Source organism: Streptomyces sp. NPDC058864 (genome assembly GCF_042742985.1).
Taxonomy (GTDB): Bacteria; Actinomycetota; Actinomycetes; order Streptomycetales; family Streptomycetaceae; genus Actinacidiphila.
The window spans coordinates 96,068-122,039 of the sequence record NZ_JBHYMQ010000009.1 but is presented as its reverse complement, the minus strand read 5'-3'; the positions used below and the strand labels follow the sequence as shown (position 1 = coordinate 122,039).

Sequence of the window (25,972 nt, the reverse complement as noted above, 5' to 3'; positions counted from 1 at the left end):
GTTGGACCCGGCCTGATCAGTCGTCGCCGCGCGCCGCGTCGGCGTCCGCCGCGGCGGCGGCGCTCTCGGCGTCGTCGACGATGCGGGCGAACTCCGATGGCGCGGCGGGTGCCGAGGGGACGGTGGCGGGGGCGGTCGGGGCCGAGGAGGGGGCGGCGGACGGGCCGCAGGCGGTCAGCAGCGCCGCGCAGGCCGCCGCGGCCGCGGCGAGCGCCGCGAGGCGGCGGGTCACGAGGCGGCGCCGTTGTCGTGGGAGTCGCACCAGGTGCGGACCCGGGCGAGGTCGGTGCGGCGCTTCTCCAGGGTGGGCAGCAGGGACTTGCGGAAGGTCAGCCGGTCGTTGAGGTAGGTCTCGATCTCGTCGTGCCCGGCGGCCCTGGCGGCTGCGACCCGCTTCTCCAGCCGCTCGATCGAACCGCGCCGCGTGACCGGCCCGTTCAGCCGCTTCAGCGCCCGGTCGATGCGTGCGTCGATCTTCCCGGCACGCTTGCACAGGCCCTTGGCACCGTCCCCGGTGGGGGTGGTGGCGGGCGCGGGGGAGCCGCCGCCGTCGGCGGTGGCGGGGCCGGCGAGGCCCAGCAGCGTGACGACGGTGGCCAGGGCCACGACGGTGGTGCGGCTTCGCATGACGTCCTCCTTCGGATCGGAAGCGCGGAGCGCCTTCGCGACGGACGTTAGGGAGCGTCTTTGTGGAAACCTTGTGGCTCCCCGGTCCGCCCGGACAGCCAGTCGCGGCGCGGCAGCGGCAGGGTAGGCCGATCGCCGTCGCGGACGCCGCCGAGCGGCAGGCGCACCTCGAAGCGGGTGCCCGGCGCGCCGTCGGGCCGGTCCAGTACGGCGACCGTGCCCCGGTGCAGTGCGATCTGCTGGGCGACCAGGGTGAGTCCGAGCCCGGAGCCCGGGCTTTCCGGACGCCGGTGGAAGCGGGCGAAGACGGCCGCCCGCGCCTCGGGCGGGATGCCGGGCCCGTGGTCGTCGACGGTCAGGACGACGGCCGGGGCGCGCTCGTCGCGGCCGCGCCGCAGGGTCACCTCGACGTCGGGCCGGCCCCCCGGACCGCGGCCGTGGACGGCGGCGTTCGTCAGCAGGTTGTCCGTCAAGGAGCGCAGCCCCTGCTCCCAGCCGTGGACGAGGAGCCCGGGCGCGGCAGTCACCTCGACCCGCGCCTCGGGGTGGCGGCGCCTCAGGTCGGCGGCGGCGGCGTCGACGAGTTCGGCCGCGTCGACCGGGCCGAAGGCGTCCTCCTCGACGAGGTCGCCCTGGGCGAGGGCGCGCAGCATGACCAGCAGGCCGAGCACGCGGGCGTGTTCGGCGCGCAGGTCGTCCACGACCTCGTGGCGTTCGGTGTCCGGCAGGCCGGGGTGACCGGCGAGGATGTCGAGGTTGGTGCCCATGCTCATCAGCGGGTTGCGCAGCTCGTGGGAGGCGACCGCGGCGAACGACCGGGCGGTGGCGAGCGCCTCGCCGGTCCTGGCGGCCTGCTCGTCGTAGCGGGCGAGCACGGTCTGCAGGGTGCGCGCCAGGTCGTCGACCTCGGTGATCCCGGCCGGTGCGTGGTCCAGGCGTACGGCGCTGACCCGCGGGTCGAGACCGCTCGCGCGCTGCTGGAGCCGGCGCAGCGGGCGGACGGCACGGCCCGCCGCGGCCCAGGCCAGCAGCCCGGACACTGGGGCGGCCAGCAGCGCCACCGTCACCACGCGGCGGCGCACCTGCTGCAGCTGGGTCTTGGTGGCCGCGTCCGGCGAGAACAGCCACAGGGTGCCCCGGGCACCCTTGCGGCTCCCGTTCACCGGCACCGACAGCACGCGCCAGCGGGCGCCGCCCGCCAGGATCGTGACCGGTGAGGGCGCGCGGGCGGGCAGCGCCGCGGACGGGTCCGGCTGGGGGCCGCCCGACACCGTGCCCTCGGGGCCGGTCAGTCGGATGCCCACGTCGAGGGCGGAGCTGAACAGCCTGCGCGTACGGGCCTGTTCGGCCGCAGGGCGGTCCGCGGCGGTGGCGCGGAGCAGGGCCTTGGCGTCCGCCGCGACGGCCGTGGCGCGCTCCCGCAGATGGGCGTCCTGCTGGGCGTGCAGGTCGGCGGCGACCAGCCGGATCAGCAGCGCACCGGAGGCGAGGACGAGCAGCGGGACGACCACGCCCACCGCGAGCGCGACCCGCGTGGACAGCCTCACGACGGTTCGTCCTTGCCGGCGTCCCGGTCGTCGCGCAGGACGAAGCCGACGCCGCGCACCGTGTGCAGGATCCGCGGCCGACCGCCCACCTCCATCTTCCGCCGCAGATAGCTGACGAAGGTGTCCACGGCGTCCGTGCGCACGTCGAAGTCGTAGCCCCAGACCCGGTCCAGCAGCTGGTCGCGGGTGAGCACCAGCCCCGCGTTGCGCGCGAAGACCTCCAGCAGCTCGAACTCCCGCCGGGTCAGCGCCAGGGGCTCCCCGTCCAGCCGGGCCTCCCGTGCCGCCGGGTCGACCAGCAGGCCCCCGGCGCGCCCCCGGCCGCCCGCGGCGGGGGGACGGCGGCGCAGCAGCGCCCGCAGCCGCAGCACCAGCTCCTGCAGCGCGAACGGCTTGACCAGGTAGTCGTCGGCGCCCGCCTGGAGCCCGGCGACCCGGTCGGCCGCCTCGTCGAGGGCGGAGAGCATCAGGACGGGGACGTCGTCGCCCCGCTCGCGCAGCGTGCGGCACACCTCGATCCCGCTGAGGTCGGGCATGGAGATGTCGAGGACCACCACGTCCGGCGTCCCGTCGCGTACGGCGGCGAGCGCGGCCCTGCCGCCGTCGGCCAGGCTCACCGAGAAGCCGTCCAGGCGCAGTCCCCGTTGCAGGGACCGGCGTATGGCCGCGTCGTCGTCGGCGACCAGGACCCGGCCACCCGTGTGCGCTTCGGTTCTCACGGCGGCGATGGTAGGCGCAACCGTGCCCGTGGCGGGCGCCGCGTCAGATGTCCAGCCGGTACGGCAGCAGGCACACGACGGCGTCGGTGCGCGAGCGCAGGATCGTGGCGAGGAGGATGCCGCGCTGGTTCTGCAGGATGCGGTAGCGGGCGTGCCGCGGCTGGATCTCGGGGATGAGGACGGCGATCTGGCGGCCGTCCTGCGACATGCGGCGGACGTAGGAGAGGATCGGCAGCACCAGGGAGCGGTGCGGGCTCTCGATGACGTCGAGGCGGACGCCCGGCTGCCAGCGGGCCCAGGTGTCGAGCAGTTCGCGCGCTTTGGCCTGGTCGGGTTCGACGGTGACCGCGACGACCTCGTCGCCGAGGGCGATGGCCGCGGTCAGCGCGTGCCGGGCGAGCCGGCTGACCCCGCCGAGGGGGACGATGACCAGGCTGTCGGTGCGTCGCGGGCGCTCGGGGACGGTGCCCAGGGCGAGTTCCCTGCCGACCTCCGTGTAGTAGTGCTCGATGCGGGCGAAGAGCAGCATCAGCAGCGGCACCACGACGACGACCATCCACGCGCCCTCGGTGAACTTGGTGGTCACCAGGATCACCCCGGCCAGCGCGGTCAGCAGGGCGCCCAGCCCGTTGAGCGCCGCCCGCCGCGCCCACCCGCGCGGGCGTGCCCCCGCCCAGTGCCGGACGAGCCCGGTCTGGCTGATGGTGAAGCCGGTGAACACACCGATGGCGTAGAGCGGGATGAGCCGTTGTGTCTGCGCGTCGACGGCGACGAGCAAGAGTGCCGCCACCACCGCGAGGGCGACGACGCCGTAGCGGTAGACGGGCCGCTCGGCGCGCAGCCCGAAGACGTGGGGCAGCCGGTTGTCGCGGGCGAGCAGGCTCATCAGGACCGGCAGGCCGCCGAAGCTGGTGTTCGCGGCCAGGCCGAGGACGAGGGTGACCAGCAGGTTGCTGGCGTAGTACGGCCATCCCGTGCCGAAGGAGCCCGCGGTCAGCTGGGCCAGCAGGGTCACGCCGCCGCGCGGGGCGACCTCGTCCCGGCGGATCAGGAACGCCAGCCCGATCAGCATGAGCCCCAGGAGCACGCCGAGCATCAGTTCCGTGCGCTGGGCGCGGCGCACCTTGGGCGGCCGGAAGGAGGGCACGGAGTTGGCGATGGCCTCCACGCCGGTCAGGGCGGAACAGCCGGAGGAGAAGGCCTTCAGGACCAGCAGCACGCTCAGCGCCTCGGTCGCGTGGACGGGCTGCGCGCTGCCCACGACCGCCGCGGGGTGCGAGCGCAGCAGGCCGACGACGACGATCCCGCCGATGCACAGGACGAACAGGGCGGCGGGCAGCATCAGCACCCGTGCGCTGTCGGCGACGCCGCGCAGGTTCACCAGGGTGAGCAGGGCGAGCCCGCCGAGGCAGATCTCCAGCAGGTAGGGGGTGAGCGAAGGGAACGCCGAGGCGAGGCTGGCGGCGCCGGCGGCCAGGCTGACGGCGACGGTGAGCACGTAGTCGACGACCAGACTGGCCGCCGCCAGGAGGCTCACCCGCGCCCCGAGGTCCTTCTTGGCCACGGCGTAGGAGCCGCCGCCGTCCGGGTGCACGGCGATGACCTGCCCGTACGAGATGACCAGGACGACCAGCAGCCCCGCGATGACCAGCATGACGGGCAGCGTCACGGTCAGCGCCGCGGTCCCGGCGGCGACCAGCACGAGGACGATGGCCTCGGGGCCGTACGCCACCGAGCTGAGGGCGTCCAGTGACAGCGCGGCGAGCCCCTGCACGCTGGTGAGCAGGGAACGGTCCCCCTCGCCGTGCCGCAGCGGCACCCTGGGCCGTACCTGGCGGCGTGCCAGCCCGAAGGTCATCGCCCGCCCGCCGGCTGCGTCTGGCTCATGGCTGCTCTCCTCCGCCGGCGGGCCCTCCGGTCAGCCTCCGGCGGCGGCCTTCCCGCCGCAGCGCGGGGCGACCGATCGGGTGAGCGCTCAGTCGGGGCGGGCCAGGAACTCCACGACGGCGAGGACGAGGACGACGGCGAGGGCCAGCCCGACGACGACCCAGCCGGTCGGATAGGACCAGAAGGCGAGCGCGAGCGCCGCGGCCGCCACCACGATCCAGCCGACCAGCAGTTTGTGGCGGACGAGCCAAGGACCGACGGGACCGGTCCGCAGCCCCACCCGGTGCGCCGCGTCGCCCGCGCCGCCCAGCACGGACTCCCACACCCCGCGGGTCCGCCGGGCGTACCGCCCGGGGCCGCTCAGCCAGGCACCGAGGGCGACGACGACGCCGAGCACGAACACCGCGCGGACGGTCTGGCGCAGGAAGCGGATGAGGGTGTCGTAGACCGTCCCGGCGGCCTGCTGGTCGACGCTCGCGGGGAGCGCGTCGAGGTAGATCGCCCGGAAGACGGTCAGCGCCGCGCCGAGCACGAGGGCGGCGGCGGCGAAACCCAGCGCGGCCGCGACCAGGGCGCGGCGCCGGCGCAGGGCGAGCAGCACGCCCGCGGCCGCGAGGACGACGGTGACGATCGGCAGCCAGAAGCCGGCGAGCTGCAGCAGCCGGAAGGCGGTCCTGATCTTGCCGACCTTCTCGGAGCGGACGACGGTGAAGTCGGTGTGGACCTCGGGGATCTTCGCGGCGATGCTCAGGCCCCCGTCGACCAGCCGCTGCTTGACCTGGTCGATGACGGGGGCGAGGTCGACGGCCACGGTGTCGTTGGTGAGCTTGACCGCACCGCCTCCCTCGCCGGTCAGCGCCTTGTCCAGCGAGCCGTGGATCCTGCGGTTGGCGTCGGTCCACACCTTCTCGAAGGCGTCGCTGCGCACGACCTTCTCCGCCGTGGAGTGCACCAGGCTCTCGATGCCGCTGGTCAGCGGGCCGGAGACGCGACCCAGCAGCCGGTCCAGGAGGGGGCGGTCCTGCGGGGCGACCTCGTCCAGGAGGCTCTTGACGTCGATGTGCTGCATCACCACGGACGTGATCCGGTCGGCGGCGGCGTTCTGCACGGCGGGGTCGCTCGCCAGGGGGGCCACGGTGGCGACGTAGCGGTCGGTGTCGCCGACCTCGGAGTCCACCCAGACGGCCAGCGCGCTCAGCGGCACGAAGACGCAGGCCACGACGATGAACAGGGCCGAGAAGAAGGCCCGCACCGGTCGTCGCCGGTGAGGCGGCGGGGCCTGCGGTCCGGCGCCCGCGGGAACGGACTCCCGCGCCTCCAGTGCCGACAGCCGGGCGCGCAGTTCGGCGAGATCGTCACGCCGCCCGGGCGTTGAATCCGCCATGCCACCGCCGCCTCTCCTTCACCACGCGACACGGCAATTTAATCCGTATTGTGAATTGTGTGCCATTTGGGGCGCATGAAACTGTGGAGGTAGGGAATGACGAGGCCGTACCGGGCCCGTGCGATGTGCGCGGCAGTCGTACTGTCCGCCACCGCGCTGGCCGCGAGTGCCTGCTCGGACAACGAGAGCACCCCCGCCGAGAAGGCGTCGAAGGCCGCGTCCGCCGCGTCCTCGCTGGTGTCCGAGGGCGCGGAGGCCGTCGCCTCGGCGACCGCCGCCGCGCAGTCCCAGCTGGCGAAGATCAAGAACGGCGTCAACGCGAAGGACGACGTCAGGCTCGACCCCGTGACCGTGGAGGGCGGCAAGGCCACCACCAAGGTCACGGCCACCAACAGCGGCGACAAGCAGGCCACGTACACCGTCGAGGTGACCTTCCGCGACACCAGCGGGAACCTCCTCGACGCCGCTGTGGTCAACGTCGCCGACGTGGCCCCGCAGAAGTCCGGCGAGGCCACGGTACGCAGCAACCGCGACCTGACGGGCACGGTCAAGGCCCAGGTGGAGCGGGCGCTGCGGCACTGAAGCACCGTCACCGCGAGGAGGCAGCCATGGCAGCCACCGGCACCACACCCACACCCACACCCAAGAGCGGCAACCACAGCGCGTGGGCGTACGGCGGCGTCACCTTCGCCGGCGTCCTGCTGCTCGTCGACGGCGTCCTGGCCATCTTCCAGGGCATCTCGGGGATCGCCGCGGACAACGTGTACGCGCGGATCGGCGACTACGTCTACAAGTTCAACCTGACCGCGTGGGGATGGATCCACCTGGTCCTCGGCGTGCTGCTGGTGGTCACGGGCACCGGACTCCTCAGCGGCGCCGCGCTCTGGTCACGCATCATGGGCGTCGTCCTGGCGGGCCTGGGCATCATCGTGAGCTTCCTCTACCTGCCCTACCTGCCGTTCTGGTCGATCATCCTGATCGCGCTCGACATCTTCATCATCTGGGCGCTCTCCCACTACAGGCCGGACCGCTCACCGGCCGCCTGACCGCCGCCCGCCCGGCCCTCCCCCGGCGGGCCGGGCGCGGCAGGCGCGGCGCCGGCCCCCGGCTGGTCGCCGTGGAACACGGCACCCACGGTGAGGCACACGGTCGCCACGACGCACAGCGCGATCAGACCGGACAGCAGGGTGAACACCGAGCCCAGCGAGCCGTACGTCTGCAGGCTGCGGTTGAGCGCCGTCGGGACGTACAGCGGCGCCGCGAAGACCGCCGCCTCCAGGAACAGCGCCGTGAGCAGCGCCCCCGGCAGCAGCGGCCGCCAGCCGATCCGGCCGCCGAGCAGCAGGTGCTGGGTCCACCACCAGATCCCCACCGCGGTCACCAGGGACAGCGGGACGCCGAGCCAGCGGCCGGCACCGAAGCCCTCCCGCAGCGGCCCCTGGACCGCCAGGTAGACCAGCGCCGCGCACACCCAGGCGAACCAGCGCCAGGCCGCGATCCGCGCCGCCGACTTCGGCATGTGCCAGGCGCGTTCGCACACCCGCTGCATCGCCCGGCTGCAGGCCGTCGCCGACAGCAGGGCCATCACGGTGCCCACCACCCCCACCGTCTGCCGCAGGCCCCCGGGGTCGGACTCGTAGACCGAGCGGAGCTGTTCGCGGGAGGGGCCGGAGAGCCCCAGCACCCGCACCAGCGAGTCGAGCAGCTCCTTGCGCACGCTCTCCGGCGCGAGGGACGCGATGACGAAGAGCAGCGGCACCGCGGTCAGGAAGGCCTGGGCGGCCAACCGGGTGGCCGCGTCCAGCACGTTGACGCTCAGCAGCCGCGCCGCCAGCCGGGTGACGATGGGGAACCGCCGCTCCGTGTCGGCCCGCAGGGCGCGCGCCCGCCCCGGCAGGTCCGCGAACCGCGCACGGAGCCCCTCCGGGATCGTGACCCGTGGCCGCCCTTTCACAGTCCGACTATTTTTCAGCCCGCCGGGCCCCGCAACCGGGGGCTGCGGCCGGGACCGGGAGGGCCGCAGGCGACCGCTGCAGGTACGGGCGAGCGCACGGGAAGCGCCGCGAGCCGTCCGCGGCCGCCGGGGGTCACGGCTTCCGCGCCGCCACGACGGCTTCCCCGCCGGTACGCCCGGGCGAGCGCGCGACGCCGGGGGCGGAGGGTGCTGGGGCGGCACCTCCGGCAGCGTGCCGGTGAAGCCGGGCCGTCCCGGCCGTCGGATGGACCGGGAAGGCGTGACGGGCGCGCGGCGGGTCCGGGAACGCGCAGGCCCGCCGCGCGTCCACCCGGCGGTGGCCGGACACGCCCCCAGGGCCGCAGGAGCGAGGCCACGCGGGCCGCTACGGGTGAAGGGCGGCCGAGCGGTGCTGCAGGGTCCCGCGTCCGGATCGCCCACGACACCGCGATTGCCATCCGTGTTCCCGCCGCGCTCGCCGCCCTCGCCCGCAGCACCCTGTCGGGGAAGGACGGCGGGGACCGCCGGGGCTCAGCTCCGCTCGGTCCCGCTCAGTCCCGCTCAGCCCCGCTCGGCACGCCACCGTGCGACGACGTCCTCCACGTCGTACGGGACGAGGCCGAGCGGCGGGCCGTCCATCGGCGTGCGGATGCCCGTGCGGATCCTGTCGTTGACCTCCTCGACGATGCGGCGCACCTCGCGTTCGGAGGGGGCGCGGGAGGCGGCGTCCATCGCGTCCTCCACCTCCTTGCGCAGCCTGAGGCTCGCCGGGAGGTGGGACAGCCCCTCGCGCGCCATCTTCTCCCTGATCCACCACAGCTCGTCGTAGGGCCGGTCCAGGGAGGCCAGCGGCTTCCCGGCGCCGGGCAGGTTGTCGAAGGCGCCGCGCTCCGTCGCCTCCCGGATCTGCTTGTCGACCCAGGACTCGAAGGGGACGCCCGGTGGCTTGCGCTCCGTCATGCCCCCGATTCTCCCTCCCGCCGCGGCGGAGGGGGAGGGCCGGGGGTGAGCGGCCCCCCGGACGCCGGCCCGCGCGCCCTGCGGGCCGGCGTCCGGGCCGGTCACCCGCTGATGGAGTACGAGTGGGCGCCCGTGCCCGCCAGTGCCCCGCCCGCGACGATCAGGTACTCGTCCCGGATCGGCCTGCCGTCCAGCCAGCACTCGAGGATCTCGCGGGTGCCCGCCGCGTACCGGGCCTGGGCGGACAGCGAGGAACCGGAGATGTGCGGGGTCATCCCGTGGTGGGGCATGGTGCGCCAGGGGTGGTCGGCGGGGGCCGGCTGCGGGTACCAGACGTCGCCCGCGTAGCCCGCCAGCCGTCCGTCCCGCAGGGCCCGGGCCACGGCGTCCTGGTCGACGATCAGCGCCCGCGCGGTGTTGATCAGGTAGGCGCCACGCTTCATGGTGTCGATCAGCTTGTCGTCGAAGAGGCCCTCGGTCTCCGGGTGGAGCGGGGCGTTGACGGTCACGACGTCGCAGTGCGGCACCATGTCGGCGGCGCTCTCGTGCCAGGTCAGCCCGAGCTCCTGCTCCACGGCCTCCGGCAGCCGGTGGCGGTCGGTGTAGTGCAGCTTCACGTCGAAGGGCGCCAGCCGGCGCAGCACCGCCAGCCCGATCCGGCCCGCGGCGACCGTGCCGACGTGCATGCCCTCCAGGTCGTACGACCGGGCCACGCAGTCCGCGATGTTCCAGCCGCCGTCCAGCACGACCCGGTGCGAGGGCAGGTAGTTGCGCACCAGCGACAGGGTCATCATCACCACGTGCTCGGCGACGCTGATGCTGTTGCAGTAGGTGACCTCGGCGACGGTGATGCCGCGGGCGACGGCCGCGTCCAGGTCGACGTGGTCCGAGCCGATGCCCGCTGTGACGGCCAGCTTCAGGTTCTTGGCCGCGGCGATCCGCTCGGGCGTCAGATAGGCCGGCCAGAAGGGCTGGGAGATGACCACGTCGGCGTCGGCCAGTTCGCGGTCGAAGACCGAACCGGCTCCGTCCTTGTCGGAGGTGACGACGAGGGTGTGGCCGCGCTCCTCCAGGAAGCGGCGCAGGCCCAGTTCGCCCGAGACGCTGCCCAGGAGCGCGCCGGGGGTGAAGTCGGTCGCCTGCGGCGTGGGGGTGGTCTGGCCGCCGGGGTAGTGGTCGATGCGCGGCAGGTCGTCGCGGGCGTAGGTGGCCGGGTAACCGTCGGCCGGGTCGTCGTACAGGACGCACAGCACCTTTGCCATGACTGCGGCTCCTCATCCGTGAAGTGGACGCTGCGGAAGGTGACTTCACGGTCGCGGCCCGGGCACCGGGGGGTCAAAGCGAACGTCGCTATGGCGGGATAGCCCGCTTCTATCACCGCACACCGGCCGGGCCCACAGCCTCACGGACTCATGGCTTCACCGGCTCACCGGCCGAGGTGCGCCTCCACCAGCGCGTCCAGCGCGTCGCGCACCCGCGCCTGGCGGGCGACCGCCAGCAGGGCCCTGGCCAGCACCGGTTCGGGCCGCCGGTCGGCGATCACCAGCCCCACCCGGGGGCCGCTCGCGGGCCCTTCCAGCGGCACCACGCGCATCCCGGCGGGCACCCCGAACATGTGCAGCCAGGCGTGGGAGATGACGCTCGACCAGCGGCCGCCCGAGCCCGCCAGGTGCGCGTACAGCCCGGCGACCGAGTCCGTCTCGACGGCCGGCGCCGCGGTGACCCCCTCCGCGGCGAAGCACTCGTCCATGATCCGGCGGTTGCGCATCCGCGGCGACAGCAGGCACAGCGGCAGTGCGGCGGCCTGTGCCCAGCGCGCCACCGGCAGCCCGGCGGGCGGCGCGTCCGCCGGGGTCAGCAGCAGGTAGCGCTCCTCGTAGAGCGGGAAGCGGCGCACATGGCGCAGGGCGTCGTCGTCCAGGTACGTCATCGCGACGTCGAGCTCGAACTCGGCGAGCCGGTCGCTGATCTCCCGCGAGGACAGCGACTCCAGGCTGACCCGCACCCCCGGGTGCCGCTCGCAGAACGGCGTCGTCAGCAGCGAGGCGGCGGTCAGCGCGGTGGGTATCGCGCCGAGCCGCAGCGTGCCGGTCAGCCCACCGCGCATCTCGGAGAGTTCCTGCTGCAGGGCGTCCCGTTCGGCCAGGATGCGGTGCGCCCACAGCAGTACTCGTTCACCCTCGGGGGTCAGCCCCTCGAAGCGCCGGCCACGGCGCACGATCGGCACGTCCAGCTCGCGTTCCAGCTTGCGGATGCCGGCCGACAGCGAGGGCTGCGAGACGAAGCAGGCGTCGGCGGCGCGGGCGAAGTGCCGTTCCCTGGCGAGGGCCACCAGGTACTCCAGTTGGCGAAGCAGCATGGCTCACGGTCGCACACGCCGCACCGGCCCGTTACTCCCCGGCGGGCGCCCAGCCCTGGGCGCGCAGCACCGCCGCGACGTCCGGCGCCCGGTAGTGCTCGCCCTTGAGGACCTTGCCGTCGGCCCGCAGGGTCGGCCGGCCGTCGGGGCCGAGCTTGCTCATGTTGGCGCGGTGGATCTCCGCGATGACCTCGTCCAGGTCGATGCCGTGCACCAGCGCCGTGCCGTACGCGACGTAGACCACGTCGGCCAGTTCGTGCGCGAGGTGGTCCAGCGGCCCGGTCGCGGAGGCCTCGGCGACCTCCGCCACCTCCTCGGCGAGCAGGTCCTGGCGGTGCGCCGCGTACGCGGGCGTGATCTCGGTCGGACGGGGGCGGGCGTCGAGGCCGAAGGCGGTGTGGAACTCTCGGACCAGGCCGGCGGGGGAGGGTCGCATTCCGCCGATCGTAGTGCCCGCTCAGCCGGCCCTCCCGCCCCCCTCGCCCCCCGCCACCGGGCAGCCGGCGTACGCGCCGTCCACGCGGATGGCCGTGATGCCGCTGATGTGCCGGGCCCCGCAGCGGTCCTGGGGCAGCACCAGCTGCGGGCCCTGCGCGTCCAGCGAGGTGCCGTCGATGCGGGTGGCGAGCAGCACGCGGGCCTGCCCGAAGTCCGGGTCGATCTCGGCCCAGGACAGCAGTGCGTGGTGACCGTCCGCCCCGGTGACGGCGATGAGGAAGCGCAACCGGTCCTTGCGGCGGCCGGGGTCGAAGCCGGGGCCGGCGGAGCACAGCACCTCGTGGAGCAACGGGCCCTCGAAACGGTGGTGCTGCACACCGCTGGTCTGGCACTCGAAGCTCACCCGGACCGTGTGCTGGGGCCAGGCGCGCAGGTCGGGCACGGTCAGCGGGGCGGGGCGGGCCAGGTCGCCGCTCAGGGTGAAGCCGGCGAGCTCCGGCGGCGGCGCGGAAACGGACACGGTCACGGGCTTCCACCTCCCCGGATGACCGTACCCGCGCACGAAGGCCATGGAAACGCACATGCGACCCCCAATGCCGCGAGATCCGGCTGATGCAATCGCGCAAGGGGCTTCCCGCTCGCATCTGCGTCACTATGATCGAGTCATGCACACCTACCGGATCGGCGAGGCAGCCGCATTGATGGGCGTGAGCGCCGACACCCTCAGGCGCTGGGTCGACGGCGGGCGGCTGCGGGCGGAGCGCGACGAGCAGGGCCGGCGCATCATCGAGGGCCCCCATCTGGCCGCCTTTGCCCGGGAGTTCAACCGCACGGAACGCGAGCGCACCGGCTCCTCGGCCCGCAACCGCTTCGCGGGCATCGTCACCGAGGTGATCCTCGGCGACGTGTCCGCGCAGGTCGAGATCCAGGCCGGCCCGTTCCGCGTGGTGTCCATGATCAGCCGGGAGTCGGCCGAGGAGCTGAAGCTCGAGCCCGGCGTACCGGCGGTCGCCGTCATCAAGTCGACCAACGTGGTCGTCGAGAGACCGTAGAGACCGAGACTCGGAGGAGCAGCCCTGTGATGACCCGTACCACGCACCGCCGGACCCTTCAGCTGGCCGTCGGAGGAGCCGCGGTGCTGCTGGCCCTCAGCGCCTGTTCGTCCTCGGACGACTCCGCCGGCGCCTCCGCGTCGTCCTCGCCCTCGGCGGGCACGTCCTCCGCGGGCGACCTGAAGGGCACGGTCACCGTCTTCGCCGCGGCCTCCCTCAAGGAGAGCTTCACCGAACTGGGCGAGCAGTTCGAGGCGGCCCACCCCGGCACGAAGGTCACCTTCAACTTCGGCGGCAGCGACGCGCTCGCCGCCAGCATCACCTCCGGCGCCCCCGCCGACGTCTTCGCCGCCGCCTCCCCCAAGACCATGCAGATCGTCACCGACGCCAAGGACGCGGCCGGCGAGCCCGCGACCTTCGTGCGCAACCAGCTGGAGATCGCGGTCGTCCCGGGCAACCCCAAGGGCGTCTCGTCCCTCAAGGACCTCACCAAGTCCGGGACGAAGGTCGCCCTGTGCGCCAAGGAGGTGCCCTGCGGCGCCGCGGCGCAGAAGGCGCTGGACGGCGCCGGCCTCAAGCTCACCCCGGTCTCCTACGAACAGGACGTCAAGAGCGCCCTGACGAAGGTGGAGCTGAAGGAGGTCGACGCGTCCGTGGTCTACAAGACCGACGTGAAGGCCGCGGCCGGCAAGGTGGAGGGCGTGGAGTTCCCCGAGTCCGCCGGTGCCGTCAACGACTACCCGATCGTCCTGCTCAAGGACGCGCCGAACGCCGGGGCCGCCGAGGCCTTCATCGCCCTCGTCCAGTCCGACGAGGGCCGGAAGGTGCTGACCGAGGCGGGCTTCCTGAACCCGTGACCGATCACAGCGGCGGCGCGCCCGGACTCGTCGGGTCCGGGCCGCGCCGCACCGGCCGCCGGCAGGGTCACCGTTCCCCGGTGCCCCTGCCGCTGCTGCTGCCCGCGCTGCTCGGGCTCGTCTTCCTCGTGCTGCCGCTCGCCGGGCTGCTGGTCCGCACCCCGTGGAGCGAACTGCCCGCGCAGCTCACCAGCCCCGGGGTGTGGCAGGCGCTGCGGCTCTCCCTGATCTGCGCCACCCTCGCCACCGCGGTGACCCTCGTGCTGGGGGTGCCCCTGGCCTGGCTGCTGGCCCGCACCGAGTTCCCCGGGCGCCGGCTGGTGCGCGCCCTGGTGACGCTGCCTCTGGTGCTGCCGCCCGTCGTCGGAGGTGTGGCGCTGCTGCTGGCGCTGGGCCGCAACGGCATCGCCGGGCGGTGGCTGGACCAGTGGTTCGGGGTGACGCTGCCCTTCACCACGACGGGTGTCGTCGTCGCGGAGGCCTTCGTCGCGATGCCGTTCCTGGTCATCAGCGTCGAGGGCACCCTGCGGGCCGCCGACCCGCGCTACGAGGAGGCCGCCACCACCCTCGGCGCCTCCCGCTTCACCGCCTTCCGCCGGGTGACGCTGCCGCTGATCGCCCCCGGCATCGCCGCCGGGGCCGTCCTGGCCTGGGCGCGGGCGCTCGGCGAGTTCGGCGCCACCATCACCTTCGCCGGCAACTTCCCCGGCCGTACGCAGACGATGCCGCTCGCCGTCTACCTCGCCCTGCAGAGCGACCCGGCCGCCGCCATCGCGCTCAGCCTGGTGCTGCTCGCCGTCTCCATCGCCGTCCTGGCCGGACTGCGCGACCGCTGGATGACCACACCATGACCTCACCGGACAAAGCACCCGCGGCCGACGGCCCGGCCCAGCAGGGCCTGGACGCCCGGCTGGTCGTCGACCGCGGCGCCTTCCGCCTCGACGTGACGCTCACCGCCGCCCCCGGAGAGGTGCTCGCCCTGCTCGGGCCCAACGGTGCCGGCAAGACCACCGCGCTGCGGGTCCTGGCCGGGCTGACCCCGCTGACCGCCGGCCACCTGCGGCTGGACGGCGCCACCCTGGACGGCACGCCCCCCGAGAACCGCCCGGTCGGCGTGGTCTTCCAGGACTACCTGCTCTTCCCGCACCTCTCGGCGCTGGACAACGTGGCCTTCGGCCCGCGCTGCCACGGAGTCCCCAAGGCGCGGGCCCGCGCCGAGGCCGCCGCATGGCTGGAACGCATGGGTCTGGCCGAGCACGCCTCCGCCCGGCCCCGCCGGCTCTCCGGCGGCCAGGCGCAGCGCGTCGCCCTCGCGCGGGCGCTGGCCACCCGGCCGCGGCTGCTGCTCCTGGACGAGCCGCTGGCCGCGCTCGACGCCCGCACCCGCCTGGAGGTCCGCTCCCGGCTCCGCCGCCACCTGGCCGACTTCGAGGCGGTGGCCGTCCTGGTCACCCACGACCCGCTGGACGCCATGGTGCTGGCCGACCGGCTGGTCGTCATCGAGCACGGCGGCTCCGTGCAGGAGGGCACCCCCGCCGAGATCGCCCGCCGCCCGCGCACGGACTACATCGCCCACCTCGTCGGCCTCAACCTCTACCGGGGCCGGGCCGAGGGCCACACCGTACGGATCGAGGGCGGACCGGCCATCACCACCACCGAGGAGCTGTCCGGCCCGGCCTTCGTCGCCTTCCCGCCCGGCGCCGTCACCCTGCACCGCGAGCGCCCCACCGGCTCCAGCGCCCGCAACCTGTGGCAGGGGCGGGTCGCGGGACTCGAGTCGCACGGCGACCAGATCCGCGTGGACGTCCGGGGCGAACTCCCGCTCGCCGCCGACCTCACCACGGTGGCCACCGCCGAACTCGGGCTGCATCCCGGCGCCGAGGTGTGGGCCACCGTCAAGGCGGCCCAGACGCACGCCTACCCGGCCTGAACCCCATCGGGTCAGGGCGGCGTCAGGAGTGCACCGCCCGGCGACAAGGGGACGACAAAACGCCCCGCGGGCATCCCGCCCGGGTCTTCCATGGAAGACATGGATGACGCCGGAAACCACCGCGTGGTCGTGGGGGTGAGCGGTTCCCTCGGCAGCCTCACGGCGCTGCACCGGGCCGCCGCCGAGGCACGCCGCACGGGCGCGGTGCTGCTCGCCGTGCTCGCCTGGGAACCGCCGGGCGGGGAGTTCGCCTACCGCCGCTCCCCCTGCCCGCCGCTGCTGCGCGAATGGCAGGACCGGGCCCGGCGGCAGCTGGTCGAAGCCGTCGACGCCGCCTTCGGCGGCCTCCCGGAGCGCCTCCCCATGCGCGCCCTGGTCGTCCGCGGACCCGCGGGATGGGCGCTGACCCAGGTCGCGGACCGCCCGGACGACCTGCTGGTGGTCGGCGCCGGACGACGCGGCCGGCTGCGCCGGATGCTGAGTCCCTCGGTGGCCAGGCACTGCCTCGTCCACGCCGCCTGCCCGGTGCTCGCCGTACCCCGTTCCCCGCTCCACGAAGTCCTCGAGGACGTGCACCGCCGCAACACCTGGCGGCTGCCCCTGCACGCCGGCATGCCATTGCGGTGACCCCAGGGGCCGCGGCGGGCCCCTCCGACGGAGGCGATGACGATGACGCGCCCTTCCTTCCGCTTCCCCCACCCGGCACGGCTCGCCCTGCCGGCCGGGCTGCTCCTGCCCCCGCTGGTGTGCCTGCTGCTCGCGCCGTTCCGCACGCAGATGTCGAACACCCACGTGGCCCTGGTGCTGGTGGTCGCCGTCGTGGCGGTCGCCGTCCTCGGCAGCCGCCGTGCCGGGGCGGTCGCCGCGCTGTCGGCCGCGGCCTGGTTCGACTTCTTCTTCGCCCCGCCCTACGGGCGGTTCACGATCAGCGCTCCGGGCGACGCGGTGACGGCGGTCCTGCTGCTCGCCGTCGGCCTGGCCGTCTCCCAACTCGCCGCCCGCACCAGGCGGCTCGCGGTGATCGCGATCACCGACGCCGACCACCTCGCCCGCATCCACGAGACGGCACGCCTCACCCAGTCCGCGGTGTCCCCGCACGTGGTGGTCGACCACGTCCGCGACCAACTGGTCAGCCTGCTGCACCTGCGGGGCTGCCGGTTCGAGTACGGCACCCTCGTCGGGCACCCGCCACGGCTGGAACAGGACGGCACCGTGGTGCGGGGCCGCCGCCCCTGGAACGCCGACGCGCTGGGCCTGCCGGACCAGGAGGTCGAGCTCCGCGTCTTCCACAACGGGCACTTCCACGGCCGCTTCATGATGCTCCCCACCCCCGGCACCGTCCCCTCCCGCCAGGCCCGCCTGGTCGCCGTCACCCTCGCCGACCAGGCCGGCAGCGCCATCGCGGGCACCCCCACCGCCCCGGCCCTCTGACCGGCACGGCCCTCTGACCGGCCCGGTACGGCCCCGGGGCGGGCCCCCGGGCGTTGGTCGCCCATGTCACGGGAGGCGGTGCGGCGGTGTGCCCCAATGCCGACCGGGCCGCACGCGCGCGGCCCCGGGACACCGGTTCCGGCAACAGGAGGGGGGCCGGAGGTGGGCGTATCGTCCACTTATAAGTGGTGTCGGCCCGATGGTGGAGCCACGCATGGTGGTGACTGCCCCCGCGCGGGAGCTGCTGGACCAGGTGCTCACCGAAGTGGTGCGCGCGACGGGCGCGCATGTCGGTGCGATCTTCCTGGTGATGCCCGAGGGCCGTGCCCTCGGGATGGAGGTCATCACCGGGTCGCCGCGAGAGCTGTCGATGCCCTGGTCGCGGTTGCCGATGGAGCGGTCGACGCCGGTGGCCGACGCCGTGCGGGAGGGCCGCACCATCCGGGTCGGCTCCCGGGAGGAACTGGCGGACCGCTATCCGCGCACGGCGCTGGTCATGCCGTACGACCTGTCCATGACCGCCGTCCCGCTGACCGGAGGCGACGCCACGCTCGGCACGCTCGTGCTGATCTGGTCCCGCCCGCGCCCCGCCGAGGCGCCGCCCGCGGAGCGCGCGCTGCTGGAGCACGCCCGCGAGCGCCTCTGCGACCAGCTCGTACGGGCCGGCGCCGACGGGGAACCGATCCTGCCGGGGCCCGAGCCGCGGGTGCTGCGGACCGCGCGGGCCGTCCCGGTGGACCCGGCCGAGGCCCTGGCGGCGGCGGACTGGGCCCGGCGGCTGCCCGAGGGGGCCTGCGCGCTCGACTTCGACGGGCGGATCACCTACGCCAGTCCCCGCGCGGCGGAACTCGTCGGCGTCCCCGTCGAACGGCTCGTGGGCACCTTCCCCTGGGAGAGCCTGCGCTGGCTGCGGGACCCCGCCCACGAGGACCGCTACCGCGCCGCCGTGCTAAGCGGGCAGCCCGTCTCGTTCACCGCCCTGCGGCCGCCCGACCACTGGCTGCTCGTGCAGCTCTACCCGGACGCGACCGGGGTCAGCGTGCGGATCTCCCCCACCGACGCGGGTGCGGCGGGCCCCGCCGCGCAGGCGGTGCCGTACGACGAGTCCGCGGTGCCGGTCCGGATCGGCGCGATCTACCACCTCATGCACCTCGCGACGGCCCTCACCGAGGCCGTCGGGGTGGACGACGTCGTCCGGCTGGTCGCCGACCTCTTCCCGTCCGCGATCGGCGCCGACGCCTTCGTGCTGTGCGTCGCGGAGGGCGGCCGGCTGCGCGTCATCGGCGACCGCGGCTACCGGCCCGAGGTGGTGGCGGCCCTCGACGGCACCGCGCTGACCGCGCACCTCCCGGCGACCCGGGCCCTGACCACCGGCGTCCCCAGCTTCTACGGCTCACCGCAGGACCTCGTCCGGGCCTACCAGGGCCTGGAACCGCTGTCCGACATGTCGGCCTGGGCCTTCCTGCCGCTGATCGCCTCCGGCCGCCCGGTGGGCGCCTGCGTCCTCGCGTTCGCCGAGGAGTGTTCCTTCCCCGCCGACGAACGGGCCGCCCTGACCTCGCTCAGCGGGCTGATCGCCCAGGCCCTGGACCGGGCCCGGATCTACGACGCCAAGCACCACCTCGCGCACAGCCTGCAGGCCGGGCTGCTGCCGCACACCCTGCCCACCCTGCCCGGCCTGGAGGTCGCCGCCCGCTACCTGCCGGCGACCACCGGCATGGAGGTCGGCGGCGACTTCTACGACCTGATCCGGCTGGACGACACCTGCGTCGCCGCCGTCATCGGCGACGTCCAGGGCCACAACGTCAACGCCGCCGCCCTGATGGGCCAGGTGCGCACCGCAGTGCATGCGCACGCCACCGCCGGCGCCGCCCCCGCCCAGGTGCTGGCCCGCACCAACCGGCTGCTGGACGAACTCGACACCGGGCTCTTCACCAGCTGCCTCTACGCCCACCTCCAGCTCACGGAGGGCGTCCTGAGGCTCGCCTCCGCGGGCCACCCGCCGGCCCTGCTGCGCTTCCCCGACGGCCGCACCGACATCCTCAGCCGGCCGGCCGGGCTGCTGCTCGGCATCGACCCGGGCGCCGAGTACCCCACCATCACGCTGACGCTGCCCCGCGGCGCGGTCCTCGCGCTCTACACCGACGGGCTCATCGAGACCCCCGGCGGCGACCTGGACGAGGCCATCGCCGCCCTGGCGGTCACCCTGTCCTCCCGGGGCCGGCTCCCGCTGGACGAACTCGCCGACGTGCTCGTGCACTACGACGGCCCGGCCACGGACCGCACCGACGACACCGCGCTCCTGCTGCTGCGCCCCGTGCCCCCGTCATGAGGCCTTGTCACTTCCACCCCGGGCCCCAACACTGGTGTCCATGCCGGTGGTTGCGCTGCTCGGAACGCTGGACACCAAGGGCACGGAGTACGGCTGGCTGCGGGACCGCCTCCTGCGCCGCGCCGTCGAGGTCGTGCTGATCGACGCGGGCGTGGCCGGCGAGCCCCTGGTGGCCCCCGACATCCCCCGCACCGTCGTGGCCTCCGCCGCGGGCGCGGACGCCGAACGGCTGCGCCGGGCGGGCGACCGCGGCGCCGCGGTGACGGTCATGGCCGAGGGGGCGGCGCGGGTGGTGCGCCGGCTGCACGACGAGGGCAGGCTGCACGGCGTCCTGGCCGTCGGAGGCAGCGGCGGCACCTCGATCGCCACCCGCGCGATGCGGGCGCTGCCGCTCGGCGTGCCGAAGCTGATGGTCTCCTCGATGGCCGCGGGCGACGTCTCCCCGTACGTCGGCTCCACCGACATCGCCATGATGTACAGCGTCGTCGACATCGCGGGCGTCAACCGGGTGTCGGCGCCGATCCTGGCCAACGCGGCGGACGCGATCGCCGGGATGGCCAGGGGCTTCGCCGGATCGGCCGCCCCGCCCGCCGGGGACCGGCCGCTGGTGGCGGCCAGCATGGCGGGCGTGACGACCCCCGGGGTCGACGCCGCCCGTGCGCGGCTCACCGAACTCGGTTACGAGGTGCTGGTCTTCCACTCCGTGGGCTCCGGCGGCCGCTCCCTGGAGACGCTCGCCGGGGAGGGCATGTTCAGCGGGGTGCTGGACCTGACGCTCAGCGAGCTCGCCGACGAACTGGTGGGCGGCGCCTTCGGCGCGGGACCCGACCGGCTGCGCGCCGCGGGCCGCGCCGGGCTGCCGCAGGTGGTGGGCCCGGGGGCGCTGGACATGGTCAAGTTCGGCCCGCTCGCCTCGCTGCCGGACCGTTTCCGGTCCCGCCACGTCCACGTCCACAACCCTTCGGTGACCGTGATCCGCACCTCCGCCGCCGAGTGCGCCGAACTCGGCCGTCAGGTCGCGGCGAAGCTGCGCGCGGCCACCGGCCCGGTCACGCTCCTGCTGCCGCTGCGCGGGCTGTCCACCCTCGGGGCGCCGGGCGGGCCGTACCACGACCGCGCGGTGGACGGGGTGCTGTTCCGCACCCTCCGCGAGGAACTGCGCGGCAGCCGGGTGGAGGTCGCCGAGTACGACACGCACATCAACGACCCCGCCTTCGGCCGCGCCGCGGCGGAGCGGCTGCACGCCCTCATCGCCTCCGCACACGCGACCGCCCGCACGACGCGCTGAGCGTCGTACGGGCGGTCCCGGCCGGTGCGGCGGGCCTGGACGGAGGCCCTGGCGGCGGATCTGACGGCCTCAGACGGAGGCCGCCGTGCCCGCGCCCACGGAGCCGCGCCCCGCGGAGGAGCCTGCCGGGGCCGGTTCCAGCAGACGTCCGGCCAAGTGGCCGAAGACCAGCCCGAAGGAGGTCCACAGCGTCAGCTGGATCGCCAGCGCCGCCAGACGGAACTGCCACAGCAGCGCCGCCGGGAAGTGCTCCGGCACCTCGTTGATCCCGGGCAGGAACGCGTACGCGAGCCCCACGGTCACGACGAAGAAGCCACCGGCGGCCACGGTCGCGTACCAGTTGCCCAGGCGCGGCGCGAGGCGCCTGCCGAGGATCACGGTGGCGATCGCGAGCAGCACGCTGAGCAGCATCATCAGGAAGTACAGCGTGGTGCGTTTGCCGATGGTGTCGGGGTCGCCGACGGCCGGCGGGTTCGCCGGGTACTTCAGGAAGGGCACGACGTAGACCGCGACCAGCGCCGCGGCCGACAGCAGCATCGCCGTGGGCCGGGCGCCGAAGCGGCCGATCCGCCCGAGGGCGAAGCAGTAGGCGAGGGCGGCGATGCCGCCCAGCGCCACGCCGTACACGAGGAGGCCGGTGGCCAGACCGGCGGTGGACTGCAGGGCACGGCTGACCGGTTCGGCGCCGCCGTGCTCGTGGGCGTGCGACTCCTCGAACGCGATGGCGGCGTCGACCCGGGACTCGCCCAGCAGGTAGGCGACGACCAGGGCGAGCGCGCCGGCGGCGAGGCCGGCCAGCATGCCCCGCACCAGCAGTTGCCTGACGGTGACGGAGTTGACGGGGTTCATCGGTGCGGCGCCCCTGTCAGTGGCAGGGGAAGCCGAGCAGGTGGCGCCCGTCGTGCAGCCACTCGTGGACGTTCTCACCGGACATGAGGGACGTGGCCCCCTGCTCGGCGCCCACGAAGTAGAGCAGGACCAGCATCAGGACGCCGAAGAAGACCGCCCAGGGCAGGATCGCCCTGATCGGCAGCGTCACGGGGGCGGCGGAAGGGGCAACGGCCGGAGAGGCGGCGGACTGCGCCATGGCATGACCTCCTGGTGGGAACTCGCGTCCCTGTCGGTGGAGCTCTGTCGGACGACTGCGGGTCTGACTCGCCTGGCGCGGGGCTGGGCTTACAGTGGCGCGACCGTGCCGGATTTGCACCGGACTTCCGCCGTGTCGTCGTGAATGTCGTCGTGACGGTACCGCGATCCGGTGATCCGGCCAAGGGCGCGCGTGTGCGCCCCGGCGTGCGCGGGAGCTGCTTCCGTACGACCGACGGGCCAGGTGTGAAGGGGAAGTTCGGCGATTCCACGGGGTCGCCGCAGGACGAGGAGGGTGCATGACGACCCGGGTGATGTTGATCTCACCGGTGGCTAACGCGGCGCTGCGCGAGGCGCGTTTCGACGACGACGTGCCGCCGGACGAGCAAGCACTGGGCGCCGCACGCGCGTTGGCCGGTTCGCTGCACTCCTCCGGGCCCGTGCCCGTCTCCCCCACGGTGCGCTGCCGCGCGACGGCGGAGGCGCTGGGCCTCACAGCCGAGGAGACGGCGCCCGCGGGGTGGGCGCTGGGCCGCTGGCGGGGACGCACCCTGGCCGAGGTGAGCGCCGAGGAGCCGGAGGCGGTCGCCGCCTGGCTCTCCGACCCGGACGCCGCACCGCACGACGCCGAGTCGCTGCGCGACCTGTGCGCCCGTGTCGGCGGCTGGCTCGACGGGCTGGCCGCGACTCCGGGCCGGGTACTGGCCGTCGTCGAACCGGAGATCGTCCGGGCCTGCGCGGTACGGGCCCTGGGTGCGCCCGAGGCGTCGTTCTGGCGGATCGACGTGCCGCCGCTGACGGCGACGGAGTTCAGCGGGCGGTCCGGGCGCTGGAACCTGCGGGCGGGACGCCCGCCGGCCTGAGCAGGGTGCGCTCCAGCAGTCGACAGGCTCTTGCGAATGGCTCGCAATAAGACCCTATGATTGAGCGTTCGACTTCGCCGACCCGACCCGGACCCGACCTGGAGCTCCCCCATGCATGTACCCGACGGATTCATCGACGCCCCGGTGTCGGTGGCGACCGGTGCCGTCGCGGCCGCAGCCGTTGCGGTGAGCCTGCGCGGCGCGCGGCGCGAACTGGACGAGCGCACCGCGCCGCTGGCCGGACTCGTCTCGGCGTTCATCTTCGCCGTCCAGATGCTCAACTTCCCGGTGGCCGCGGGCACCAGCGGTCACCTCCTCGGCGGCGCACTCGCGGCGATACTCGTCGGCCCCTATACAGGGGTCTTGTGCGTGTCCGTCGTCCTGCTCATCCAGGGCGTGCTCTTCGCCGACGGCGGTCTGACCGCGCTCGGCGTGAACATCACCGACATGGCGATCGTCACCGTGGTCGTCGCCTACGCCCTCTTCCGCGGGCTGGTCAAGGTGCTGCCGAACGGACGCGGCGGGGTGACGGGCGCGGCCTTCGTCGCGGCCCTGGTCTCCGTCCCGGCCGCGGCCGTCGCCTTCACCGGGATCTACGCGCTGGGCGGGACCACCGACGTCTCCCTCGGCAAGGTCTTCACCGCCATGGTCGGCGTACACGTCCTGATCGGCATCGGCGAGGCGGTGATCACCGCCGCGACGGTGGGCGCCGTGATCGCCGTCCGCCCCGACCTCGTCCACGGCGCTCGTGACCTGCGCCGCCCGCTGGAGCTCAAGGAGGCGACCGTCTGATGGCGGCCGTGACCACCACCCCCAAGCGCGGCGGCATACGGCCGCTGTGGATCGCCGGCCTGATCGCCGCCGTGCTGCTCGCCGGATTCGTCAGCTACTACGCCTCCGCCAGCCCGGACGGCCTGGAGAAGGTCGCCGCGGACCACGGCATCGACAGGAAGGCCGAGGACCACGCGGCCAAGGACTCCCCGCTGGCGGACTACCAGACCAAGGACGTCGGCAACGCACGGCTCTCCGGCGGCCTCGCCGGCGTGATCGGCGTCGGCGCCACCCTCGCGCTCGGCACCGGCGTCTTCTGGGTCGTCCGCCGCCGTCCGCGCGCGGACGCGAGCTAGCAGTGGGGGCTGGGCACGCCCACCGGCTCTACCGGCACGGGCACTCACCGGTGCACGCACTGCCCCCGCAGTGCAAGATCGCCGCGGTCTTCTGCTTCGTGCTGGTCGTCGTGTCCACACCGCGTTCCGCGGTGTGGGCCTTCGGCCTGTACGCGGTGCTGCTGGCCACGGTCGCCGTCGTGGCGCGCGTCCCGGCGGGGTTCCTGCTGCGACGGCTCCTGATCGAGGTGCCGTTCGTCGCCTTCGCCTTCCTCATGCCGTTCGTCGCCGAGGGCCCGCGCACCGAGGTGCTGGGCCTCTCCCTGAGCGTCCACGGCCTGTGGGGCGCCTGGAACATCCTCGCCAAGGGCACCCTCGGCGTCGCCGCCTCCGTGCTGCTGGCCTCCACCACGGAGCTGCGCGAACTCCTCCTCGGCCTGCAGCGGTTGCGGCTGCCCCCGTTGCTGGTACAGATCGCCTCGTTCATGATCCGGTACGGGGACGTCATCACCGACGAGATGCGCCGGATGCGCGTCGCGCGCGCGTCGCGCGGCTTCGAGGCGCGCGGCCCGCGCCACTGGGGCGTGCTCGCCAAGTCCGCGGGCGCCCTGTTCATCCGCTCCTACGAGCGCGGCGAACGCGTCCACCTGGCGATGGTCAGCCGCGGTTACGCCGGCAGCATGCCGGTGATCGACGACGTGACCGCCACCCGTGCCCAGTGGTCGTACGCGGCCGTGCTCCCGGCCGCCGCACTGGCGGTCTGCCTGATGGGATGGTTCCTGTGACCGCTTCGCTCGAGGTCAAGGGCCTCGCCTACGCCTACCCCGACGGCCACCAGGCGCTGTTCGGTGTCGACCTGACCATCGCCCGCGGCGAGCGGGTCGCCCTGCTCGGCCCCAACGGCGCCGGCAAGACCACCCTCGTGCTGCACCTCAACGGCATCCTCGAGGCCGGCGCCGGCTCCGTGACCGTCGCCGGGCTCCCGGTCGGCGACCGCAAGCACGTGGCCGAGGTCAGGCGCCGGGTCGGCATCGTCTTCCAGGACCCGGACGACCAGCTCTTCATGCCCACTGTCCGCGAGGACGTCGCCTTCGGCCCGGCCGCGGCCGGTCTGCGCGGCGCCGAGCTGGAGGCCTGCGTCCGCAAGGCGCTGGAGCGGGTCGGCATGGCGGAGTTCGCCGACCGGCCGCCGCACCACCTGTCGTTCGGCCAGCGGCGCCGCGTGGCGGTGGCGACCGTCCTCGCCATGGAGCCGGAGATCCTCGTCCTGGACGAGCCCTCCTCCAACCTGGACCCCGCCTCCCGCCGGGAACTGGCCGACATCCTGCGCTCGCTGGACGTCACGGTACTGATGGTCACCCACGACCTGCCGTACGCGCTGGAGCTGTGCCCGCGTTCGGTCGTCCTCAGCGGCGGCACCGTCGTCGCCGACGGCCGCACCCAGGAACTGCTCTCCGACGACGCCCTGATGCGCGCCCACCGCCTGGAGCTCCCCTACGGCTTCGACCCCCGCTCGGTCACCGTCCGGGCCTGAGCCCCGGCGCCTCGTCCCGGATCCTCGTCCCGGATCCTCAGCCCCCGCACGGGGGCCCGGACGGCGGCTCCGGGTCGACGGCGGTGACGGCGTCCGTGAGGGCGTCGAAGCGCTCCGTGCCGCCGAGGGGCCCCACCACGCGCTCGCGCAGCGCGTCGGCCAGCGTGAGGGCCGCCGTCATCGCCACCTGCAGGCCGCGGTCGGTCAGCACCGCCAGCGTGACGCGCCGGTCCTCCCGGCAGGGGTGGCGTTCGATGAGCCCCGCCTCCGTGAGGCGGTCCGCGACCTTGGTGGTGCCCGCCGTGGTGAAGCCCAGGGTGCCCGCGAGCCGGTACATGGGCGCCGACCGCTCCGGCGTGGTCATCAGGAACCACAGCGCCTGGAACGAGGACGGGGCCAGCCCCGAACGTGCCTCGACGTCCGCCAGCAACTGGTCCGTGATCCGCCGGAAGCCCGACTGCAGCGCGTCCCACCGCGCGAGCAGGTGCAGGTCGGCGGTGTCCGGGCACCGGCCGTCCGTCTCCACGTGGATCTCCGCCGTCACATTGCCCAGGGTACCAACGCCAGCTATTGTCTAACTGGCTACTTAATATCTGGCGAGCTATTCAGCTATCGAAG

At 74.2% G+C, this 25,972-nt stretch carries 28 protein-coding genes and 1 pseudogene; 14 read left to right on the top strand and 15 right to left on the bottom strand.

Annotated elements, in window-relative coordinates; translation table 11 throughout:
• Positions 1–16: 16 nt before the first annotated feature.
• The 6 genes from ACFW3D_RS10215 to ACFW3D_RS10190 form a co-directional block, all read right to left on the bottom strand.
• Entirely contained in the window at positions 17–232 is a 216-nt protein-coding gene (locus ACFW3D_RS10215) for a hypothetical protein (protein WP_500503430.1), read from the bottom strand.
• Positions 229–627 (bottom strand): hypothetical protein, encoded by a 399-nt coding sequence (locus tag ACFW3D_RS10210; protein WP_500503428.1) that lies wholly within the window; start codon positions 625–627, stop codon positions 229–231. Before ACFW3D_RS10210 ends, ACFW3D_RS10215 begins: the two co-directional genes overlap by 4 nt.
• 47 nt (positions 628–674) lie before the next feature.
• Positions 675–2,174, bottom strand: coding sequence for a sensor histidine kinase (locus tag ACFW3D_RS10205; protein ID WP_500503426.1), 1,500 nt, complete (start codon positions 2,172–2,174; stop codon positions 675–677).
• Positions 2,171–2,893 carry a response regulator transcription factor gene (locus tag ACFW3D_RS10200; protein ID WP_500503425.1) on the bottom strand — a complete coding sequence of 241 codons (723 nt, stop codon included), beginning with the start codon at positions 2,891–2,893 and terminating at the stop codon, positions 2,171–2,173. Before ACFW3D_RS10200 ends, ACFW3D_RS10205 begins: the two co-directional genes overlap by 4 nt.
• Before the next feature lie 43 nt (positions 2,894–2,936).
• Complete coding sequence (locus tag ACFW3D_RS10195) at positions 2,937–4,751, bottom strand: APC family permease (RefSeq protein WP_500503423.1); 1,815 nt, start codon at positions 4,749–4,751, stop codon at positions 2,937–2,939.
• Positions 4,752–4,868: 117 nt separating this feature from the next.
• On the bottom strand, positions 4,869–6,164 hold the full coding sequence (locus ACFW3D_RS10190; RefSeq protein ID WP_500503421.1) for a hypothetical protein: 1,296 nt from the start codon (positions 6,162–6,164) through the stop codon (positions 4,869–4,871).
• Positions 6,165–6,260: 96 nt separating this feature from the next.
• Between ACFW3D_RS10190 and ACFW3D_RS10185 the strand changes: the two genes are divergently transcribed.
• Both ACFW3D_RS10185 and ACFW3D_RS10180 read left to right on the top strand, forming a co-directional pair.
• The gene (locus ACFW3D_RS10185; RefSeq protein WP_500503419.1) at positions 6,261–6,746 is read left to right on the top strand and encodes a hypothetical protein; all 486 of its coding nucleotides are present in this window, start codon (positions 6,261–6,263) and stop codon (positions 6,744–6,746) included.
• Positions 6,747–6,772: 26 nt separating this feature from the next.
• Entirely contained in the window at positions 6,773–7,210 is a 438-nt protein-coding gene (locus ACFW3D_RS10180) for a DUF7144 family membrane protein (RefSeq protein ID WP_500503417.1), read from the top strand.
• Here the strand turns inward: ACFW3D_RS10180 and ACFW3D_RS10175 are convergent.
• The 6 genes from ACFW3D_RS10175 to ACFW3D_RS10150 form a co-directional block, all read right to left on the bottom strand.
• Positions 7,180–8,118: a YhjD/YihY/BrkB family envelope integrity protein gene (locus ACFW3D_RS10175; RefSeq protein ID WP_500503414.1), complete on the bottom strand. Its 939-nt coding sequence runs from the start codon at positions 8,116–8,118 to the stop codon at positions 7,180–7,182. The genes ACFW3D_RS10180 and ACFW3D_RS10175 overlap by 31 nt on opposite strands.
• 561 nt (positions 8,119–8,679) lie before the next feature.
• Positions 8,680–9,078 carry a DnaJ family domain-containing protein gene (locus tag ACFW3D_RS10170; protein ID WP_500503412.1) on the bottom strand — a complete coding sequence of 133 codons (399 nt, stop codon included), beginning with the start codon at positions 9,076–9,078 and terminating at the stop codon, positions 8,680–8,682.
• A 101-nt stretch (positions 9,079–9,179) separates the two neighbouring features.
• Positions 9,180–10,340: an NAD-dependent formate dehydrogenase gene (locus tag ACFW3D_RS10165; RefSeq protein ID WP_500503410.1), complete on the bottom strand. Its 1,161-nt coding sequence runs from the start codon at positions 10,338–10,340 to the stop codon at positions 9,180–9,182.
• 164 nt (positions 10,341–10,504) lie between these two features.
• Positions 10,505–11,437, bottom strand: a complete 933-nt coding sequence (locus ACFW3D_RS10160; protein WP_500503408.1) for a LysR family transcriptional regulator — start codon at positions 11,435–11,437, stop codon at positions 10,505–10,507.
• Positions 11,438–11,468: 31 nt separating this feature from the next.
• The gene (locus ACFW3D_RS10155) at positions 11,469–11,873 is read right to left on the bottom strand and encodes a pyrophosphohydrolase domain-containing protein (protein WP_500503406.1); all 405 of its coding nucleotides are present in this window, start codon (positions 11,871–11,873) and stop codon (positions 11,469–11,471) included.
• 21 nt (positions 11,874–11,894) lie between these two features.
• On the bottom strand, positions 11,895–12,401 hold the full coding sequence (locus ACFW3D_RS10150; protein WP_500503404.1) for a molybdopterin-dependent oxidoreductase: 507 nt from the start codon (positions 12,399–12,401) through the stop codon (positions 11,895–11,897).
• 139 nt (positions 12,402–12,540) lie between these two features.
• Between ACFW3D_RS10150 and ACFW3D_RS10145 the strand changes: the two genes are divergently transcribed.
• The 8 genes from ACFW3D_RS10145 (at position 12,541) to ACFW3D_RS10110 (ending at position 20,765) form a co-directional block, all read left to right on the top strand.
• Entirely contained in the window at positions 12,541–12,927 is a 387-nt protein-coding gene (locus ACFW3D_RS10145) for a TOBE domain-containing protein (RefSeq protein ID WP_500503402.1), read from the top strand.
• 29 nt (positions 12,928–12,956) lie between these two features.
• Positions 12,957–13,784 carry a molybdate ABC transporter substrate-binding protein gene (modA, locus tag ACFW3D_RS10140; protein WP_500503400.1) on the top strand — a complete coding sequence of 276 codons (828 nt, stop codon included), beginning with the start codon at positions 12,957–12,959 and terminating at the stop codon, positions 13,782–13,784.
• Positions 13,781–14,635: a molybdate ABC transporter permease subunit gene (gene modB / locus ACFW3D_RS10135; protein WP_500503398.1), complete on the top strand. Its 855-nt coding sequence runs from the start codon at positions 13,781–13,783 to the stop codon at positions 14,633–14,635. Before modA ends, modB begins: the two co-directional genes overlap by 4 nt.
• The gene (locus ACFW3D_RS10130; RefSeq protein WP_500503396.1) at positions 14,632–15,714 is read left to right on the top strand and encodes an ABC transporter ATP-binding protein; all 1,083 of its coding nucleotides are present in this window, start codon (positions 14,632–14,634) and stop codon (positions 15,712–15,714) included. Before modB ends, ACFW3D_RS10130 begins: the two co-directional genes overlap by 4 nt.
• A gap of 90 nt (positions 15,715–15,804) precedes the next feature.
• Positions 15,805–16,341 carry a universal stress protein gene (locus ACFW3D_RS10125; RefSeq protein WP_500503394.1) on the top strand — a complete coding sequence of 179 codons (537 nt, stop codon included), beginning with the start codon at positions 15,805–15,807 and terminating at the stop codon, positions 16,339–16,341.
• A 42-nt stretch (positions 16,342–16,383) separates the two neighbouring features.
• The gene (locus tag ACFW3D_RS10120; RefSeq protein WP_500503392.1) at positions 16,384–17,145 is read left to right on the top strand and encodes a DUF4118 domain-containing protein; all 762 of its coding nucleotides are present in this window, start codon (positions 16,384–16,386) and stop codon (positions 17,143–17,145) included.
• A gap of 214 nt (positions 17,146–17,359) precedes the next feature.
• Entirely contained in the window at positions 17,360–19,477 is a 2,118-nt protein-coding gene (locus tag ACFW3D_RS10115; RefSeq protein WP_500503390.1) for a SpoIIE family protein phosphatase, read from the top strand.
• A 40-nt stretch (positions 19,478–19,517) separates the two neighbouring features.
• Positions 19,518–20,765 carry a Tm-1-like ATP-binding domain-containing protein gene (locus ACFW3D_RS10110; protein ID WP_500503388.1) on the top strand — a complete coding sequence of 416 codons (1,248 nt, stop codon included), beginning with the start codon at positions 19,518–19,520 and terminating at the stop codon, positions 20,763–20,765.
• A 69-nt stretch (positions 20,766–20,834) separates the two neighbouring features.
• On the opposite strand, the gene ACFW3D_RS10105 is transcribed toward ACFW3D_RS10110, so the two are convergent.
• Together ACFW3D_RS10105 and ACFW3D_RS10100 are read right to left on the bottom strand one after the other, a co-directional pair.
• Positions 20,835–21,614 carry a CbtA family protein gene (locus ACFW3D_RS10105; protein WP_500503386.1) on the bottom strand — a complete coding sequence of 260 codons (780 nt, stop codon included), beginning with the start codon at positions 21,612–21,614 and terminating at the stop codon, positions 20,835–20,837.
• 16 nt (positions 21,615–21,630) lie between these two features.
• Positions 21,631–21,852: a CbtB domain-containing protein gene (locus ACFW3D_RS10100; protein WP_500503384.1), complete on the bottom strand. Its 222-nt coding sequence runs from the start codon at positions 21,850–21,852 to the stop codon at positions 21,631–21,633.
• Between the two features lie 298 nt (positions 21,853–22,150).
• On the opposite strand from ACFW3D_RS10100, the gene ACFW3D_RS10095 reads away from it, so the two are divergent.
• From ACFW3D_RS10095 to ACFW3D_RS10080, 4 genes and pseudogenes are all read left to right on the top strand, one after another.
• On the top strand, positions 22,151–22,714 hold the full coding sequence (locus ACFW3D_RS10095; protein ID WP_500503382.1) for a histidine phosphatase family protein: 564 nt from the start codon (positions 22,151–22,153) through the stop codon (positions 22,712–22,714).
• A 111-nt stretch (positions 22,715–22,825) separates the two neighbouring features.
• Positions 22,826–23,841, top strand: a pseudogene (locus tag ACFW3D_RS10090) (energy-coupling factor ABC transporter permease).
• A gap of 2 nt (positions 23,842–23,843) precedes the next feature.
• Positions 23,844–24,605 carry a cobalt ECF transporter T component CbiQ gene (gene cbiQ / locus ACFW3D_RS10085; RefSeq protein WP_500503380.1) on the top strand — a complete coding sequence of 254 codons (762 nt, stop codon included), beginning with the start codon at positions 23,844–23,846 and terminating at the stop codon, positions 24,603–24,605.
• Complete coding sequence (locus tag ACFW3D_RS10080) at positions 24,602–25,354, top strand: energy-coupling factor ABC transporter ATP-binding protein (RefSeq protein WP_500503378.1); 753 nt, start codon at positions 24,602–24,604, stop codon at positions 25,352–25,354. The genes cbiQ and ACFW3D_RS10080 overlap by 4 nt, the downstream gene beginning before the upstream one ends.
• A gap of 37 nt (positions 25,355–25,391) precedes the next feature.
• Here ACFW3D_RS10080 and ACFW3D_RS10075 read toward each other — a convergent pair whose 3' ends face one another.
• Complete coding sequence (locus ACFW3D_RS10075) at positions 25,392–25,898, bottom strand: MarR family winged helix-turn-helix transcriptional regulator (RefSeq protein WP_500503376.1); 507 nt, start codon at positions 25,896–25,898, stop codon at positions 25,392–25,394.
• Positions 25,899–25,972: the final 74 nt, after the last annotated feature.